At 48.0% G+C, this 14,692-nt stretch carries 18 protein-coding genes and 1 pseudogene; 11 read left to right on the top strand and 8 right to left on the bottom strand.

The window, feature by feature from the left end; genetic code table 11:
- Positions 1 to 108: 108 nt before the first annotated feature.
- The 9 genes and pseudogenes from KOG47_RS07285 (at position 109) to hisIE (ending at position 7,059) form a co-directional block, all read left to right on the top strand.
- On the top strand, positions 109 to 1,032 hold the full coding sequence (locus KOG47_RS07285; protein WP_159562165.1) for an ATP phosphoribosyltransferase regulatory subunit: 924 nt from the start codon (positions 109 to 111) through the stop codon (positions 1,030 to 1,032).
- Positions 1,029 to 1,637, top strand: coding sequence for an ATP phosphoribosyltransferase (hisG, locus tag KOG47_RS07280; RefSeq protein ID WP_215244019.1), 609 nt, complete (start codon positions 1,029 to 1,031; stop codon positions 1,635 to 1,637). The genes KOG47_RS07285 and hisG overlap by 4 nt, the downstream gene beginning before the upstream one ends.
- Positions 1,634 to 2,851: a histidinol dehydrogenase gene (gene hisD / locus KOG47_RS07275; protein WP_215244018.1), complete on the top strand. Its 1,218-nt coding sequence runs from the start codon at positions 1,634 to 1,636 to the stop codon at positions 2,849 to 2,851. Before hisG ends, hisD begins: the two co-directional genes overlap by 4 nt.
- Complete coding sequence (locus tag KOG47_RS07270) at positions 2,848 to 3,864, top strand: pyridoxal phosphate-dependent aminotransferase (protein ID WP_074037142.1); 1,017 nt, start codon at positions 2,848 to 2,850, stop codon at positions 3,862 to 3,864. The genes hisD and KOG47_RS07270 overlap by 4 nt, the downstream gene beginning before the upstream one ends.
- Positions 3,851 to 4,438, top strand: a complete 588-nt coding sequence (gene hisB / locus KOG47_RS07265) for an imidazoleglycerol-phosphate dehydratase HisB (protein WP_074037141.1) — start codon at positions 3,851 to 3,853, stop codon at positions 4,436 to 4,438. Before KOG47_RS07270 ends, hisB begins: the two co-directional genes overlap by 14 nt.
- A complete protein-coding gene (hisH, locus tag KOG47_RS07260; RefSeq protein WP_078146782.1) occupies positions 4,435 to 5,022 on the top strand; it encodes an imidazole glycerol phosphate synthase subunit HisH in 588 nt (195 codons plus the stop codon). Before hisB ends, hisH begins: the two co-directional genes overlap by 4 nt.
- Positions 5,000 to 5,713 (top strand): 1-(5-phosphoribosyl)-5-[(5-phosphoribosylamino)methylideneamino]imidazole-4-carboxamide isomerase, encoded by a 714-nt coding sequence (gene hisA, locus KOG47_RS07255; protein WP_031423919.1) that lies wholly within the window; start codon positions 5,000 to 5,002, stop codon positions 5,711 to 5,713. Before hisH ends, hisA begins: the two co-directional genes overlap by 23 nt.
- Positions 5,706 to 6,473, top strand: coding sequence for an imidazole glycerol phosphate synthase subunit HisF (gene hisF / locus KOG47_RS07250; RefSeq protein ID WP_215244017.1), 768 nt, complete (start codon positions 5,706 to 5,708; stop codon positions 6,471 to 6,473). Before hisA ends, hisF begins: the two co-directional genes overlap by 8 nt.
- Positions 6,422 to 7,059: pseudogene (hisIE, locus tag KOG47_RS14910) on the top strand (bifunctional phosphoribosyl-AMP cyclohydrolase/phosphoribosyl-ATP diphosphatase HisIE). The gene hisF and the pseudogene hisIE overlap by 52 nt, the downstream one beginning before the upstream one ends.
- A gap of 38 nt (positions 7,060 to 7,097) precedes the next feature.
- Here hisIE and KOG47_RS07235 read toward each other — a convergent pair.
- On the bottom strand, positions 7,098 to 8,021 hold the full coding sequence (locus tag KOG47_RS07235; RefSeq protein WP_074037136.1) for a DUF7916 family protein: 924 nt from the start codon (positions 8,019 to 8,021) through the stop codon (positions 7,098 to 7,100).
- A gap of 85 nt (positions 8,022 to 8,106) precedes the next feature.
- Between KOG47_RS07235 and KOG47_RS07230 the strand changes: the two genes are divergently transcribed.
- Positions 8,107 to 8,661 carry a maltose acetyltransferase domain-containing protein gene (locus tag KOG47_RS07230; RefSeq protein WP_276551138.1) on the top strand — a complete coding sequence of 185 codons (555 nt, stop codon included), beginning with the start codon at positions 8,107 to 8,109 and terminating at the stop codon, positions 8,659 to 8,661.
- A gap of 22 nt (positions 8,662 to 8,683) precedes the next feature.
- Here the strand turns inward: KOG47_RS07230 and KOG47_RS07225 are convergent, their stop codons facing one another.
- The 7 genes from KOG47_RS07225 to KOG47_RS07195 all read right to left on the bottom strand — a co-directional run bounded on the left by KOG47_RS07225 (position 8,684) and on the right by KOG47_RS07195 (position 13,083).
- On the bottom strand, positions 8,684 to 9,697 hold the full coding sequence (locus KOG47_RS07225) for a pyridoxal phosphate-dependent aminotransferase (protein WP_215244015.1): 1,014 nt from the start codon (positions 9,695 to 9,697) through the stop codon (positions 8,684 to 8,686).
- Positions 9,694 to 10,461, bottom strand: a complete 768-nt coding sequence (locus KOG47_RS07220) for a transporter substrate-binding domain-containing protein (protein WP_147536705.1) — start codon at positions 10,459 to 10,461, stop codon at positions 9,694 to 9,696. The genes KOG47_RS07225 and KOG47_RS07220 overlap by 4 nt, the downstream gene beginning before the upstream one ends.
- 123 nt (positions 10,462 to 10,584) lie before the next feature.
- Positions 10,585 to 11,094 (bottom strand): P-loop nucleotide/nucleoside kinase family protein, encoded by a 510-nt coding sequence (locus KOG47_RS07215; RefSeq protein ID WP_260563704.1) that lies wholly within the window; start codon positions 11,092 to 11,094, stop codon positions 10,585 to 10,587.
- Between the two features lie 160 nt (positions 11,095 to 11,254).
- On the bottom strand, positions 11,255 to 11,605 hold the full coding sequence (locus tag KOG47_RS07210; protein ID WP_074037131.1) for a VOC family protein: 351 nt from the start codon (positions 11,603 to 11,605) through the stop codon (positions 11,255 to 11,257).
- Positions 11,602 to 12,123: a DNA topology modulation protein gene (locus tag KOG47_RS07205; protein WP_074037933.1), complete on the bottom strand. Its 522-nt coding sequence runs from the start codon at positions 12,121 to 12,123 to the stop codon at positions 11,602 to 11,604. The genes KOG47_RS07210 and KOG47_RS07205 overlap by 4 nt, the downstream gene beginning before the upstream one ends.
- On the bottom strand, positions 12,120 to 12,590 hold the full coding sequence (locus KOG47_RS07200) for an NUDIX hydrolase (RefSeq protein ID WP_159562179.1): 471 nt from the start codon (positions 12,588 to 12,590) through the stop codon (positions 12,120 to 12,122). Before KOG47_RS07200 ends, KOG47_RS07205 begins: the two co-directional genes overlap by 4 nt.
- Complete coding sequence (locus KOG47_RS07195; protein ID WP_159562180.1) at positions 12,583 to 13,083, bottom strand: hypothetical protein; 501 nt, start codon at positions 13,081 to 13,083, stop codon at positions 12,583 to 12,585. Before KOG47_RS07195 ends, KOG47_RS07200 begins: the two co-directional genes overlap by 8 nt.
- A 137-nt stretch (positions 13,084 to 13,220) precedes the next feature.
- On the opposite strand from KOG47_RS07195, the gene KOG47_RS07190 reads away from it, so the two are divergent.
- The gene (locus KOG47_RS07190; protein ID WP_215244013.1) at positions 13,221 to 14,687 is read left to right on the top strand and encodes a phytoene desaturase family protein; all 1,467 of its coding nucleotides are present in this window, start codon (positions 13,221 to 13,223) and stop codon (positions 14,685 to 14,687) included.
- The last annotated feature ends 5 nt before the right edge of the window (positions 14,688 to 14,692 follow it).

Below are 14,692 nucleotides of genomic sequence, written 5' to 3'. Positions count from 1 at the left end.
ATTACACGTCCTTTTCAGTTCATTTGGTTGACAGGTGTTTATCTGTTTGATAAATTTAACATAATACTTTAGTTTGGTAAAGTGATAACAAGATAAAGGGTGGTTATGATGATTTGGTCAAATTCAAAAGGTTCGATTCCAGAAGGCTGGTATGAACTTCAATCAGGAGATGTCATCCGTCCAAAACGATGGATGTTGTCATTTTTAGAGAAGGCAGAGTCGAGCGGCTACGCAGTCATCGATCCACCGCTTCTCGAATACTATTCACATTATCAAAATTTAGCGCTCTTTGACGAGTCAGCCTATTATCGATTGTTCGGGAACGACGGGGAACTTCTCGTCATGCGCCCTGACTATACACTACAAATCGCAAGAAAGTTAGCAGACGGTCATGAACCGATGCGTGTCGCTTACGCTGGTGCCGTCTATCGTCGGACAGTCAAACATTCCGGGCAACCCCATGAACGGCAACAGCTTGGACTCGAATGGGTCGATGGCGAAGAGAAGGACAGTCATCTGATTGAGTCCTTTCTCGATATGACGGAAGGAGTCCTGCCTACCGAACGTTTGACCATCAAAATTGGGTCAGCAGCCGTCATCTCGCTCATCGCGAAAGAGACAGGGATTCAGGAACGGACATTCCGAAAAATCTTAGCACTTCGAAACTTAGAATCATTACGTGAATTAGCAGAGACGTATCGCTATCCGTTGATTGCGAAGCTGCCCTTTTTAATTGGGAATTCTGCACTCGAAGAATTACGGTCTGAGGCACCAGAGTCTTTAAAAGAAGCCATCGGTGAAGTGGACGAGGCGGTGCAACACTTACGTACTATCGGATTAGAGGTGTCTTACGATTTCGGTCAAACGGGAGACTTTGATTACTATTCAGGATTGACCGTGACGGGAAGTGTTGAAGGCAAGCGTGTCCTTTCAGGAGGACGATATGATTCACTGTATGGACATTTTGGACACTCGAGACGAGCGTTCGGCATGTCGCTCGATTTAGAACAGTTAGATGAGGTGATCAAATGAAAGTAGCGGTCGCGAAAGGTCGGATTGAAAAAGCAGCCCGTCAATTTTTTGTCGAACGTGACTTACCCGTATGGCCAGAGAAGCGGGGACGTGAGTTGACGGTACAAGCAGGAAATCATGAATTCATTTTCGTCAAAGGGGACGACGTCTATAAATATGTGATGCATGGAGCGGCAGATGTTGGCATTGTCGGCGGTGATATTTTACGAGAAAAAACGCCAGGCGTACTCGAAGTCGTCGATTTACCGTTCGGTCGCTGTCGAATGGCCGTCTGTGGTCCAAAAGTTCGACGCAACGGCACAAAGAAATTGAAAGTGGCGAGTAAATATCCGAATATCGCCATATCACACTTTGCATCGAAGCGACAAAACGTAGAAGTCATCGCGTTGAACGGGTCGGTCGAACTGGCTCCGTTAACGGGACTCGCTGATTGCATCGTCGACATCGTCGAGACAGGCGCGACGTTGGCTGCAAACGACTTGGAAGAATACGAGACGATTTTTTCAATCAATGCAAAATTCATCACGAGTGAGACAGCTTTAGCGGAACAGCCTGACGAATTGAAGGCCTGGATTCGAAAGATGAGTCAGGAGGAGAACGCATGAGTACAGAAACGAATCGCTCAAGGCGCGAAGCTTGGGCCGAAGCCGTGAAACCGATCGTGGAATCGATCGAGGCCCGCGGAGACGAAGCGCTGCTTGAGTGGACGAAACAATTCGACGGGGTCGACCGAATTGAATCGGTCGATTTGGCCAGCTTTAATCCGCCAGTCGCATATGCTGAATTGACAGAGGCGCTTACATTAGCGGCGGAACGGATTCGTGCATTTCACGCGCGTCAAGTCCGACAAGACGATGTGTTCGAAGATACGATGTTCCGCCTTGGGAGACGCTATATGCCACTTGATTCGGTCGGAGTTTATGTACCGGGTGGGACTGCCGTCTATCCGTCGAGCGTCCTCATGAACATCATTCCGGCGAAAGTAGCTGGCGTCAAAAGAGTCGTCATGGTCACCCCACCAAAAGCAGATGGGATTGACATTTCCCTTTTGATTGCAGCAAAAATTGCAGGTGCCGATGAATGTTTTCTGGTCGGTGGGGCCCAAGCCGTGGCAGCACTCGCATACGGGACAGAAACGATTCGTCAAGTTGACAAGATTGTCGGCCCAGGAAATGCATATGTCGCGACGGCGAAGGCTCTCGTCTCACACATCGTCGGTATCGACTCCGTCGCCGGACCATCCGAAGTGTTGATCATTGCCGATGAGACGGCGAACCCGAAGTGGGTTGCCGCCGACCTGCTCGCACAAGCGGAACATGACGTCGAGGCGACTGCGATTGCGCTTGTCACGTCAGAAACACTCCGCAACCAAATCGAGCAAGAACTTGAGCGACAATTAGTGCTATTACCACGCCAAGACATTGCGAGAGAATCGTTGAAGCGTGGCGGCGTCTTGTACCGGACAATCGAGGATGCGATCGAGTACGCGAATACGATGGCCGCGGAGCACGTCCAGTTGGCCGTCAAAGATCCTGAGGCGTTGATGCGGGCAATCCGTCACGGTGGTTCGTTCTTCCTCGGACATGAGGCAGCCGAAGCATTTGGAGACTATATCGCTGGACCGAACCACGTCTTGCCGACGAGCGGGACGGCCCGCTTCTCTAGTGGACTATCGGTCGATGATTTTTATCGCCGTCAGACGTTCCTTGAGATGACAGAACTTGATGAGACGATTACAAAGGCAGCGATTCGAATCGCCAAACAAGAACAATTAGAAGGACACGCCCGTGCGATGGCTGTTCGGATGGAGGACATATGAGACGAAATTATCAAAATATCCCACGCTATGTACCTCATGCCGCTTCGGGATATGCGCTCAATCAAAATGAAAGCCAATATCCGTTACCAGAACGTCTCGAACGAGCTATTCGAGACGTATCACTCGAGGCACTCAGCCGTTACCCAGTCGAAGAATTGCTCGCTTTAAAAGCGAGCTATGCTGACTATGCGGGAGTCGAGCCGACGCAACTCATGGTCGGCAGCGGGAGCGATGAGCTATTGGCCATCTTGAGTCAGGCGATTTTGGATACGGAAGACCGTGTGGTCGCACCGGCCCCAGACTTTTCGATGTATGGCATCTATACACAAATTGCCAGAGGGCATTTCACACAACCGGACGAACAGGGTTTGCGTTACGAGACGTTGGCTGAAGTCATTCGAACAACAGACCCTAAACTCGTCTTGATTTCGAATCCGAATAACCCGACCGGAAAGATGTGGACACTAGACGAATTGTCTGACATTGCGACACGTGTACCGTACCTCGTCGTGGATGAAGCGTATATTGATTTCACAATGAAGAACTCATTTGTGTCTCGCTTGAACGAATATCCGAACGTCATCATCTTACGGACGTTATCGAAGGCGTTCGGTCTAGCGAACCTCCGGATTGGTTTCATGATTGCATCTGAAGAAATCATCGAACAGATTGACCGCTTCCGTTCGCCATTCAATGTCAGTGGACTCAGTGCCGCTGTCGCCAACGTCGTCTTACGAGATGAATCTTATATTCAAGAGTCGATTCAGTTCCATACGGCGCAACGTGAGAAGTTAACGGAGTTGTTACGACCAGTCGGTGAGATTTTACCGAGCCGTGCCAACTTCATTTATGTCAAAACGGATGATAGTGAAGGATGGGCATCCCGCTTCCTTGATAAAGGGGTCCATGTACGTGCTTTTCCCGATGGACTACGTGTCAGTGCAGGGACAGACGAGGCGTATGCCTTGATCCGACAAACGATTGAAGAGGTGAATTCTGTTGAGAACAGCTGAACTAAAACGTGAAACGAAAGAAACGAAAATTGACATTCGATTAAATCTAGACGGAACGGGTGAAAGCTCCATTCAAACGGGGGTCGGCTTCTTCGATCACATGTTGACGTTGCTCGCTTTTCACAGTCAGATGGATTTAGACGTGAAAGTCGAAGGCGATACGTGGGTCGATGCCCACCATACGGTCGAGGATGTCGGGATCGCACTCGGTCAGCTCATCTCCAAGTCACTCGGGGATAAAGTCGGAATTCGCCGCTACGGGTCGAGTTACATGCCAATGGATGAGACGCTAGCGCGAGCGGTCATTGATGTGTCAGGACGCCCATTTCTCGTCTATCAAGCGGATATTCGCAATCCGAAGCTTGGTGATTTTGATACCGAACTCGCTGAGGAATTTTTCCGTGCCGTTGCCATGAATGGTCGACTCACACTGCACCTTTCTGTTCTGTACGGGTCGAACTCACATCACATGATTGAAGGGTTGTTCAAAGCGTTCGGACGAGCGCTTGCCGAAGCGGTCTCTAGCGATGGGACGAACCGTCTCCCTTCTACGAAAGGATGGATCGAAGGATGAAAGTAGCGGTCATCGATTATGGTATGGGAAACGTATTTAACGTCGAACGTGCATTACAAGCCATCGGTTGCTACGTCGTGATCACGAACGATGCAAATCAAATTGAAGAGGCGGATGCCGTTTTACTTCCTGGGGTCGGTGCCTTCCCGCAAGCGATGCAATCGCTCGAACAGACGGGTCTTATCCCACTATTGCAACAGATGGCGACGGAAAAGCCATTTTTAGGGATCTGTCTTGGGATGCAGCTCTTGTTTGATTCGAGCACGGAAGGTATGCCGACAAAAGGTCTCGGGTTGATTCCGGGAACGGTCGAACGGATGCGAGCGAAGCGTCTCCCACACGTCGGATGGAACTCGATCCTTCGCGATGAGGATGTCTATTTTGTCCACTCTTACCATGCCGTGACGGCCGACGATTACATCGTGGCGGCAGCTGATTATATGGGTGAGAAAGTTCCGGCAATCGTTCAAAAAGGGCTCGTGACGGGCATGCAGTTCCACCCGGAAAAGAGCGGGACATTTGGTCTCAGCTTACTTCAAGAATGGAAGGAGGCGGTCGAGCGTGAGATTACTACCCGCCATTGATTTGATTGGAGGCAAGATCGTCCGTTTGACGGAAGGTGATTTTTCTACGGAAGAACAATACGGAGATCCGTATGAATTATTAAAAGCGTGGCAAGGGAAGGTCCCGATGATTCACTTGATTGATTTAGAAGGGGCCAAGGCAGGTGAACCGCGTCATTTAGACGTTGTCCGCTATGCGAAGTCTCTAGGGTTCCTTGTCCAAACAGGAGGAGGAATTCGTTCAGAAGCCGCACTTGATGCTGTGATGGAAACCGGTGCGGATCGCGTCCTTTTAGGGACGAAGGCGTTTACGGATCCTGACTTTCTAGACAAGGCGATTGAAAAGTATGGCAAACGAATCGCTGTTGCACTCGATGCCTATGACGGGAAGGTCGCCATTAACGGATGGCAGGAAGCGACAAAACTCGATGACATCTCGGTCGCACAAGACCTTGTCAAACGGGGGATCGAGACGATTCTATATACCGATATCGGATCCGATGGGAAACTGAATGGACCGAACGTTTCTCGCATGAAGGCGTTACGTCAAATCGTCAACGTCACATTGATCGCCTCAGGCGGTGTGACGACTGAAGAGGACGTGAAGGAGCTGAAGATGGCGAAAATTGATGAGGCTGTCGTCGGGAAAGCACTCCTGTCCGGTAAGGTGAGTATCGAAGAACTGATTGAATGGGAGGCGCGTTATGCTTAAACGCAGAATTATTCCATGTCTTGACGTGAAAGAAGGTCGTGTCGTCAAAGGGATTGAGTTCGTACAACTACGAGACATCGGTGATCCGGTCGAAATCGCGAAATATTACGATGAGTCCGGAGCCGATGAACTTGTATTTCTCGATATCACGGCAAGTACGGAACGTCGCCAGACGATGCTCGATGTCGTCAGTGCGGTGGCGCGGAAAGTATTCATCCCGCTGACGGTCGGTGGCGGGATTCGTTCACTCGAGGATATCTCGTCACTATTAAAAGCAGGGGCGGATAAAGTATCGTTGAACACGCTCGCTGTAGAATCCCCAAGTCTCATTCGTGAAGCGGCCGATCGTTTCGGTTCGCAATGTATCGTCGTCGCAATCGACGTAAAGTTTAAAGATGGCGAATATTATGTGTACACATATGGTGGAAAACAGAAAACGGACCTGTTGGCGGTCGAATGGGCGAAACAAGTGGCCGCGCTCGGGGCGGGTGAACTTCTTGTCACGTCCATGAACCAAGATGGAAAGCAGAGCGGTTATGACCTTGCGATTTTAGAACAACTTCGTGAAGTCGTCGACATTCCGATTATCGCATCCGGTGGGGCAGGCAATGCCGAGCACGTAGTCGAAGCGCTTGAGAAAGTCGATGCCGCATTACTTGCATCCATCTTACATGACCGAAAAACGACAGTAGAAGAGGTGAAGCACGTATGCACGAGTCACAACTTGCCGATGCGGTTCGTTTCGACGAAAATGGACTGATTCCCGCCATCATCGTCTCAGACGACGACGGGGCGGTCCTCATGCTCGGATATATGAATGATGAGGCAATCCGACAGACGCTTCGTGAACGGGTCGTCACGTTCTGGTCTCGTTCAAAAGGTCGGCTTTGGATGAAAGGGGAGACGAGCGGAAATACACTGGACGTCGTCAGCATCCACATCGACTGTGACCAGGATGCGCTTCTCGTTCGTGTTCATGCGAATGGCCCGACGTGTCATACCGGTAATCGAAGCTGTTTCTTTACGGAGGTGAACGTATGATTCATGAATTGGAACAATTGATTCAATCTAGAAAAAATGAACCGAAAGAAGGTTCGTATACGACTTATTTATTGGAACAAGGCGTTGAAAAAATCGCGAAAAAGTTCGGGGAAGAAGCGTTTGAGGTCGTCATTGCTGCTATGACGGATGAAGACTTGGTTGAAGAGTCAGCCGACCTTCTGTATCACTTACTCGTCTTGTTAGCAGCCAAAGGTGTTCGTTTAGAGGATGTGGAAGCGTTACTCGCCAAGCGTCACGGTACTACCACACCGGCGAAACCACGTCGCGACGTCACGGAATGGTAAATAAAAGAGGAAGGAGACGCGCTCCTTCCTCTTTTATGTTACCGATTGACCGAGGCGGCCATGCGAATGTACGTATGGCGTCGTCCGCGAATCGCAATGGATAGTGCCTGAATGTTCTCTGGTACGGCAATTCCGGACAGTCCGGCGTCACCTATATGCACGATATCTGCTCCGCCTCGTTTTGAAGAGAGTGCGATTTCCCGAACGGTCTCGACATCTGCGCCTTCTTGTGACGTTCCAATCGCCGCTAACGTGAGAGCGCCGAGCACTTGCAATTCCTGAACGAGTTCGTGAAACGATTCTTCACGGACGCCAGGTACAGTGCCTGGAGCCGGAAGGAGGATGATATCTGCGCCAGCTTCGACGAAGCGGATATACGCGTCGCGGTCTAACACATTGCCTGCACCGGCTTGATGCATTTTCCCGGCAATGATGACCCCTGCGAATTCACGACGTGCTTGGATGATTGCTTGTTCGATTGCTTCATTCGTGACCCCGGTATTCGGATTGCCTGTCAAACAGACGAAGTCAAACCCGAGCTCCGATGCTTTTTGGAACGCTTCGATTGAAGCGAGTCTGCCTCGTTTTACTTCATTCATCTCGGACGACTTCTCTGAAAAATCAACAGGTTCCAAGTTGACTCCAACTGGCAATCCAATCAGTCGTTTTAGTTCGAGAATCGGATGATCGCTCATCTCATCACCCGGCATCTCCCCGAATAATGCATGACTTTCAAGTCCTTTAATGTAAGGATGAAACACATCGATCATGTTCAATAAAATCAAGTCGACACCGAATGCTCGTGCTAGTTCTGCGTTTGTCACTTCTGGATACAACGGCTGCACCGTCGGGATGACCTCGGCCATGACCGTTCGACCTTCTGCTTTTCGAATCGAATCGATTAAATCTTGACGATTAAACGTGATAAAATCACTTGCTCGACATTCCAGTATTCGTTTCATGTGATCTGCCTCCTTCTGCTCATCCTTGTCTCTATTCCCTAAACCCTTGAAAAATCCTCTATACTAATTTTAAGGAGGGATTATGATGTCGGAAAAAGAAAAGATGATTCGTGGTGAACTGTATTTAGCTGGTGATGAAACGCTCGTTGCAGATCGGAAGCATGCCCGGAGATTAACTGAACAATTCAATCGTTCTGGAATCGATGATTTGGAAGAACGAAAAGAGATTCTTGGTGCGTTACTCGGATCGACGAAAGGGTCATATTATATCGAGCCGAACTTCAAATGTGATTATGGGTATAACATCCACTTAGGAGATCGATTCTATGCGAATTTTGACTGTGTCTTCCTAGACATTTGCCCCATCACGTTTGGGGATGACTGCATGCTCGCACCGGGTGTACATATTTATACGGCGACACATCCGATCGATCCGATCGATCGGATCTCAGGATATGAGTTCGGGAAGCCGGTGACCATCGGCGACCGCGTGTGGATCGGTGGAGGGACGATTATCAATCCCGGTGTGACGATTGGGGATGAGGCCGTCGTCGCATCCGGTGCGGTCGTCACAAAAGATGTGCCTTCTCGAACAGTCGTCGGAGGAAATCCGGCACGTGTGATCAAGACGATCGACTGACAAAAACTCCTGAACGCGTGGTTCAGGAGTTTTTGACATGACTTGATTGCTTGTATTTCTGAATAGCTGTATATGCAAGATGAAGCGCCGTCTCATCACCAATCGTCACCCGAATCCCCGTAGGTTGTTTCGACGTGTGTATGTTCAAGTCGGTCAAATGGGCCCACACTGCTTCAGGTTGTTCTAACTCGATATACAAGAAGTTTGTCGATGCAGGGAGGACATGACCGATGGATTCAAAGGCTAGTGCCCACTTTTGCCGCATCTGGTCATGCCATTTGATTGATTCTTGAAGATAAGTCGCATCTTTTAAGAAGATGTTGCAAATTTTTGCACTCACCCCGCTGATATTAAATGGTGGGATGAATTGACGGAAATAGTGTGCGAGTTCGGTGTTTGTCACCATGAATCCAATTCGTACGTTTGCCAATCCGAACGCTTTTGACATCGTACGGAGGACGATGAGATTCGGATGCTTCGCAATAAACGGGATCATGCTGTCATTCGGTGTGAAGTCCATGTACGCCTCATCCACCACGAGGTACGGTACGAGTGAGGCGAGATGCGTCAACTCTTCTACGGTCCACAGCTTTCCGGTTGGATTGTTCGGATTCGATAGGAGAAGAAGTTTTGGATGATGCGTCTCAATCGCCTCTAGAATTCCCTCATACGATAAATCAACGGCTTGAACATGATGACCGTGTGCGATGGTCGTGAAGATGGGATACATCGAAAAGTCAGGTGCCGGAGACAAGACGATGTCATGTGGTGCGAGCAATGCTTGCGTCACGACATGAATCATCTCATCACTCCCACAACCGACGAGTAATTGCTCGGGTGTGACGCCAACGTACGCAGCGTAGCGTTCGAACAATTCATTGATCGGTTCGACCGGATATTCGTGTAAGTCATGATACGTCAACGAATCAAGCTGATTCTTGATGCGGTCAGGTAACGGGAATTGACTTTCATTTTGGTTTAACCGATGTCCCGTCGGATAAACGACGGGATAAATCGGTAGCTCGACTTGTCTCATTCAGTTGGCTCCATCGAGAACCATTTTTTCACCAATTCATCGATTTCGCCAGACTCCATCATCTTGTTCAACTCTTCGTTGAACTGGTCGCGTAACTCATCATCTAATTTGAAGGCAGCAGCTGATCCTTTTTCGCCATCCTCTTTCAAAGCGAATGTATAGAAGCTGTCATCTTGGTCTAAATACTTTTGTGCGACCGTGTCTTCGATGACCATTGCATCGATTCGACCTGTGTTCAACTCTTGAACGATTTCAGGGATCTTGTTCAAGGATACGAGTTCAGCGTCAGGTGCTTGTTCTTTAGCGATATTTTCTTGAATCGAAGCCGTTTGGACACCGATTTTCTTACTAGACAAATCTTCGATTGCCTGAAGTGACTCGTCTTTTGTCATGATCAAGTTTGTCGCGGATAGATAGATGTCTGAGAAATCGGCATTCTCTTTACGCTCTTCTGTTGGCGTCATCCCGGCCATGACGAAGTCGACACGCCCGCTATTGAGGGCTCCGAGTAAGCTACCGAAGTCCATATCTTCAATCTTCAATTCGTAACCGAGGCGTTCTGTAATCGTCTCCGCGATTTCAATATCAAATCCGACAATCGCATCCCCGTTTGCCGTATCAACGAATTCATATGGGAAGTAATCGGCGCTCGTCCCCATGACGAGCGTTTTTTGTTCTGTCGCTTCACCTTCTGTCTCTTGACTACATGCACCGAGTAATACTGCGCTCATCATAAGTGTACCTGCTAATAACCATTTTTTCATAAGTGTATAATGCCTCCCTGTTGTAGATGAGACTAAGTGTATATGTATGATTATTAATTGTAAAGCATAAATATACAAAATTATTATAAAGAGAAGCACTTTCTATCTGAAAGCGTTCTCTTCTTAGTTTTTCAACAGATACGACATAATTCGCTCAATCGGAATTTCTCGATTGTCCATCGTATAGGTTTGTAAGTAAGAATGGTTAGTAGGCCGTTTGCAGTGTTCATTCATCTTAGACCAATTCTCATACGAAACTTGATCAATTTGACTCGGTCGTCTGACACGGTTTCGAAGTCGTGTGTTAATTTCTTCGTAATTTTCATGACGACACTCGATATAACGGTAAGTCGCTCCGTACTTGGTGGCAATCGCTATCCCTTTATCGAGCATTTCATCATAGAGACATGGACTGTCGAGAATGACGTTTTGTCCAAGTGATAGGTGATACTCGACGAGCGACCAATCGACATCATAAGCCATCTTCCCGATTTCTCCATCCGAGAAATTGCCAATATGAAGCGTATGGAGTAGGGCGGTCTTTGAAACATCATGATCGATGATGACTGCGGGTACGTGTTGGATGATACGCTTAGCCAATGTGGATTTTCCTGATCCAGGTGTTCCAGACATTTGAAGAAAAAACAGATGATCACCTCACATCTAAGTAGGAGCAAATCTTATTACTTATACAACTTGATTTACTTGTTAAAATGGCTCATTTCCTTAAGATAGTCTTCGATACAATCGACCTGAATAACCTGATAAAGTTAGTTAAAGGTTTGATCCGATGTTAGCATTTGCATACCATGATGACATTTCCATCAAGATCTTTAAAATTGAACCAATGTTCGTGCTCGATGGGTGTGATGACCTCAATGTCGTGTTGAGTCATATAAGAATAAGCTTGATGAATATCGTGCGTATTTAAGTGAAACAGCGGTGTCTGGATGATGTTCTCTTTTGAGTAGATTTTACTATCTAAAACGAGGTTCGTACCCTCTAATGGAATGACATATAAATGGTCGAATAAGATCTCTCCTTTTGTTGAAAGATCAAATAAATCACAATACCAGTCACGCGCTTTTTGAATATCACTTACCGGAATGAAAATGGTACCGATTTTGTGAAGGATAGGGTTCATAGAAACTCCTGCCTTTTCATTTGATGAATGAAGTTTTCAACATCTTTCCGAGATTTTAAGACGATGATCTGTTTCTCGTGAGAATATTGTTTGATTCGTTTGACCATCTCTGGCTTTTGAATGTCAGGAAAATTCCAAACCCACTTCAGAAATGCGAAATCGAGTTTTTCCTCACAGGATGCACCCATATCAGGTCGTGTCGTACCACGATATCGGACAACTCGCTTGAGGACGCGATATATACAGACGATGCGTGGAAGATCGATTAAAATGACAGTGTCCGCTGCCTGTAGTCGTAAATCAAGGGTATTCCCGAAATTTCCATCGATAATCCATTCATCCTTCTTCACGAGTTGTTGTTGGATGTCGATTCGTTCTTCTCTCGGTGCCATCACCCATCCCGGTCTCCACATGAGAGCGTCCAAATGATAGACATCGAGATGTAATCGTTCACCTAGTTGACGGGCGAGTGTTGATTTCCCCGCACCGCCAGAACCGATGATCATGATGCGTTTCATATAGTCACTTCTTTCATTGATGGACTCGATAAGATTAACTTTGCCCGTGCATCCATGTTTTCTGGTAGATTTTGTAGTGAAAAATATTTTAAATCTATTCCTTCATCATCGGTTAAACATAACGTGCCCGTCACTGTGTCAGTGATGAATAAATGGGTAACATTATGTACTTGATCGCCATTTGGATATTCAAAGAAAAAATCAGGGCCAGAGAAAACTGAGATTAGAGTTAATTGGTTGGAAGAGAGACCCGTTTCTTCATACAACTCTCTTTGTGCTGTTTGTTCAATTGTTTCTCCAGGTTCCATCGCCCCTCCAGGAAGTCCCCATTCCTTTGTATCTTTCCTTAGTTGAAATAAAAATTCTTGATTATCATTTTGTACAGCTACTGCAGCACCGACCATAATGAACGGACGGTTACCGATGAGCTCTCTCATCGAATGTATATAATTTTTCAACTTATTCATCCTCCAATACAATCCATTTCTTCAATTGACCGTCCTCTTCGTAAATGACCCGGACATCCATCTGTCCGATAACAAGACGTTGTTCCGAACTGAACACGACAATTGGATAGTCTGTCGATACCGGTTTATCCGTCTCAAAGATCGGGCTATGCGCCTGCATAGCGTAATAGCCGTCCGATCTCGTGTTGGCTGCCCCTGCATCAATCTGTGTCACATGTTCAAATCCTCTCAGTCTGAGCACATAACTATAAGACGTTCTCGCCCCTTGTTCGAGACGCCATTCTTCTATGATGGCTGATTTGTCGTCCAGGGTTCGTTCTTCTAGCACTTTTTGTGCCGTATACTCTTTTTCGTAAGGAATCATCTCTTGAATGCTGACGACGGTCATCGTCGCGAGTTTGAGCGATTCCTCGGAAGGCGGGGTAATCAGTATACCAATAAAAATGAGGATGGGAATCAACAAATAGACCATGACACGACTACGCATTTTCATCACCTTACCTTTTTAGATGTAAACTATTTCTGCATAAGAGAATGGGAACCCTTTAAAAGACATCCCGAATCTCTAAAACCGATTCATTTCTTCAATTTTGTAAAGGAGCGGGTATGATACAGAGAGGAGGGATGTTCATGAAAATCGGGGTCATTGGTGGAGGCGTTGCGGGATTGACGGCAGCTGCGCTCGCGCAGCAGAAAGGGCATGATGTGATTGTATTAGAAGCATCGCGTGAATGGGGTGGGTGTGCCGGCAAGTTTCAACGGGGTGACTATTTGTTTCCTGCAGGGGCAACGCTCGGTATGGGATTCGAACGAGGAGGGGTCCATCAGCGGGTTCTTCAGAAATTGGGCGAATCGGTCGAGGTGACGTTACTGGACGAGGTGATGGACATTCAACTGCCTGACGTCACCGTCACTTACTATCGCGACCGCAAACATCTACTCGAAGAGCTTAGTCGCACTTTCCCTGAGAACAGTCAGGCGATTCATGCATTCTATCGTGAAGTGTGGGGCGATTTTGAGAAGATTCGTCCGTTGTTTCAGCAGTTGCCCGCTCTTCCACTTCGCACGGTCTCGGATATGATCTATGCACTAAAAGGATTCCGGCCGAATCAAATCACAGCGCTAATGAAACTCCAGCGTCCACTCGGCGACACGTTGGCCCGTCATGGACTAAGCGGTACAATGTTCGAGCGATTTATCGATGGCGTTCTGCTCGACAGTTTGCAGACCGGTGCGAAAGAAGCGAGTCATTTACTTGGTGCAGTGGCACTGTCGGTCTATCACGAGGGAGCGTACTATGTTGAAGGTGGACTATATCAATTGGCTCATGCGTTAGAGCGCGCCGTTCGAGCATTTGATGGCGAAACGAAATTAGGGAGGGACGTCCAATCCATCGAACAGGTGACGGATGGATGGCTCATCACCGATCGAAGAGGACGACTTGAACTAGTCGATGTCATTGTTTCCGCCATTCCGATCGAGCGGACGAGCGAACTTCTGAGAGGACAGGAACAACGACGCTTCAAACGACAGTATCGCAGACAGTTGAAGCAGTCACAATGGGGCACGTTCAGTCTGTACCTCGTCTTACCTGAGGATGTGTGTCGACAGAAACCGCTGTTTCAACAAATCTATCACGAGCGATTACCGAGCGGGCATGCGTTCATTTCCATGTCCGCGCCAGACGACGTGTTACGGACAGAACGACCGGAACGAACCATCACGGTATCTACACATATCGATTTATCGGAATGGCAAGATTGGAAAGACCGGGCGGCATATGAGAAACTAGAAAAAGATTGGACCAATCGTCTCGTCGACGTTGTCGCGACTGCATTTCCTGCGTGGAATCGCGAGTCGTCACTTCTCCTTCCCGGTGCACCCGGGGCATGGGTAAAGTACACGAAGCGACCGCATGGGGCAGTCGGAGGTTATGCGCAGACTCCTAGCCAGGCGCTCTTTCGCGCTGCGAGTTATCGCACCGACTTGCCGAACTTTTTTGTGTGCGGGGATACCGTATTTCCAGGAGCGGGGACGATTGGCGCGATGACGAGCGGATTACATGTCGCTCGAGCACTCGGGGTGACGATTGATTAGGGGGA

It is taken from the genome of Exiguobacterium sp. s121 (assembly GCF_018617245.1).
Taxonomy (GTDB): domain Bacteria; phylum Bacillota; class Bacilli; order Exiguobacteriales; family Exiguobacteriaceae; genus Exiguobacterium; species Exiguobacterium profundum.
Note: the sequence above shows the minus strand (reverse complement) of the source record. Positions and strands in the feature narration are given on the sequence as shown.

Bases quoted from the DNA above. Each gene is read 5' to 3' on its own strand.
- KOG47_RS07285 (WP_159562165.1), top strand. From the start codon at position 109: ATGATTTGGTCAAATTCAAAAGGTTCGATTCCAGAAGGCTGGTATGAA.
- hisG (WP_215244019.1), top strand. From the start codon at position 1,029: ATGAAAGTAGCGGTCGCGAAAGGTCGGATTGAAAAAGCAGCCCGTCAA.
- hisD (WP_215244018.1), top strand. From the start codon at position 1,634: ATGAGTACAGAAACGAATCGCTCAAGGCGCGAAGCTTGGGCCGAAGCC.
- KOG47_RS07270 (WP_074037142.1), top strand. From the start codon at position 2,848: ATGAGACGAAATTATCAAAATATCCCACGCTATGTACCTCATGCCGCT.
- hisH (WP_078146782.1), top strand. From the start codon at position 4,435: ATGAAAGTAGCGGTCATCGATTATGGTATGGGAAACGTATTTAACGTC.
- hisF (WP_215244017.1), top strand. From the start codon at position 5,706: ATGCTTAAACGCAGAATTATTCCATGTCTTGACGTGAAAGAAGGTCGT.
- KOG47_RS07235 (WP_074037136.1), bottom strand. From the start codon at position 8,021: ATGAAACGAATACTGGAATGTCGAGCAAGTGATTTTATCACGTTTAAT.
- KOG47_RS07230 (WP_276551138.1), top strand. From the start codon at position 8,107: ATGTCGGAAAAAGAAAAGATGATTCGTGGTGAACTGTATTTAGCTGGT.
- KOG47_RS07225 (WP_215244015.1), bottom strand. From the start codon at position 9,697: ATGAGACAAGTCGAGCTACCGATTTATCCCGTCGTTTATCCGACGGGA.
- KOG47_RS07220 (WP_147536705.1), bottom strand. From the start codon at position 10,461: ATGAAAAAATGGTTATTAGCAGGTACACTTATGATGAGCGCAGTATTA.
- KOG47_RS07215 (WP_260563704.1), bottom strand. From the start codon at position 11,094: ATGTCTGGAACACCTGGATCAGGAAAATCCACATTGGCTAAGCGTATC.
- KOG47_RS07210 (WP_074037131.1), bottom strand. From the start codon at position 11,605: ATGAACCCTATCCTTCACAAAATCGGTACCATTTTCATTCCGGTAAGT.
- KOG47_RS07205 (WP_074037933.1), bottom strand. From the start codon at position 12,123: ATGAAACGCATCATGATCATCGGTTCTGGCGGTGCGGGGAAATCAACA.
- KOG47_RS07200 (WP_159562179.1), bottom strand. From the start codon at position 12,590: ATGAATAAGTTGAAAAATTATATACATTCGATGAGAGAGCTCATCGGT.
- KOG47_RS07195 (WP_159562180.1), bottom strand. From the start codon at position 13,083: ATGAAAATGCGTAGTCGTGTCATGGTCTATTTGTTGATTCCCATCCTC.
- KOG47_RS07190 (WP_215244013.1), top strand. From the start codon at position 13,221: ATGAAAATCGGGGTCATTGGTGGAGGCGTTGCGGGATTGACGGCAGCT.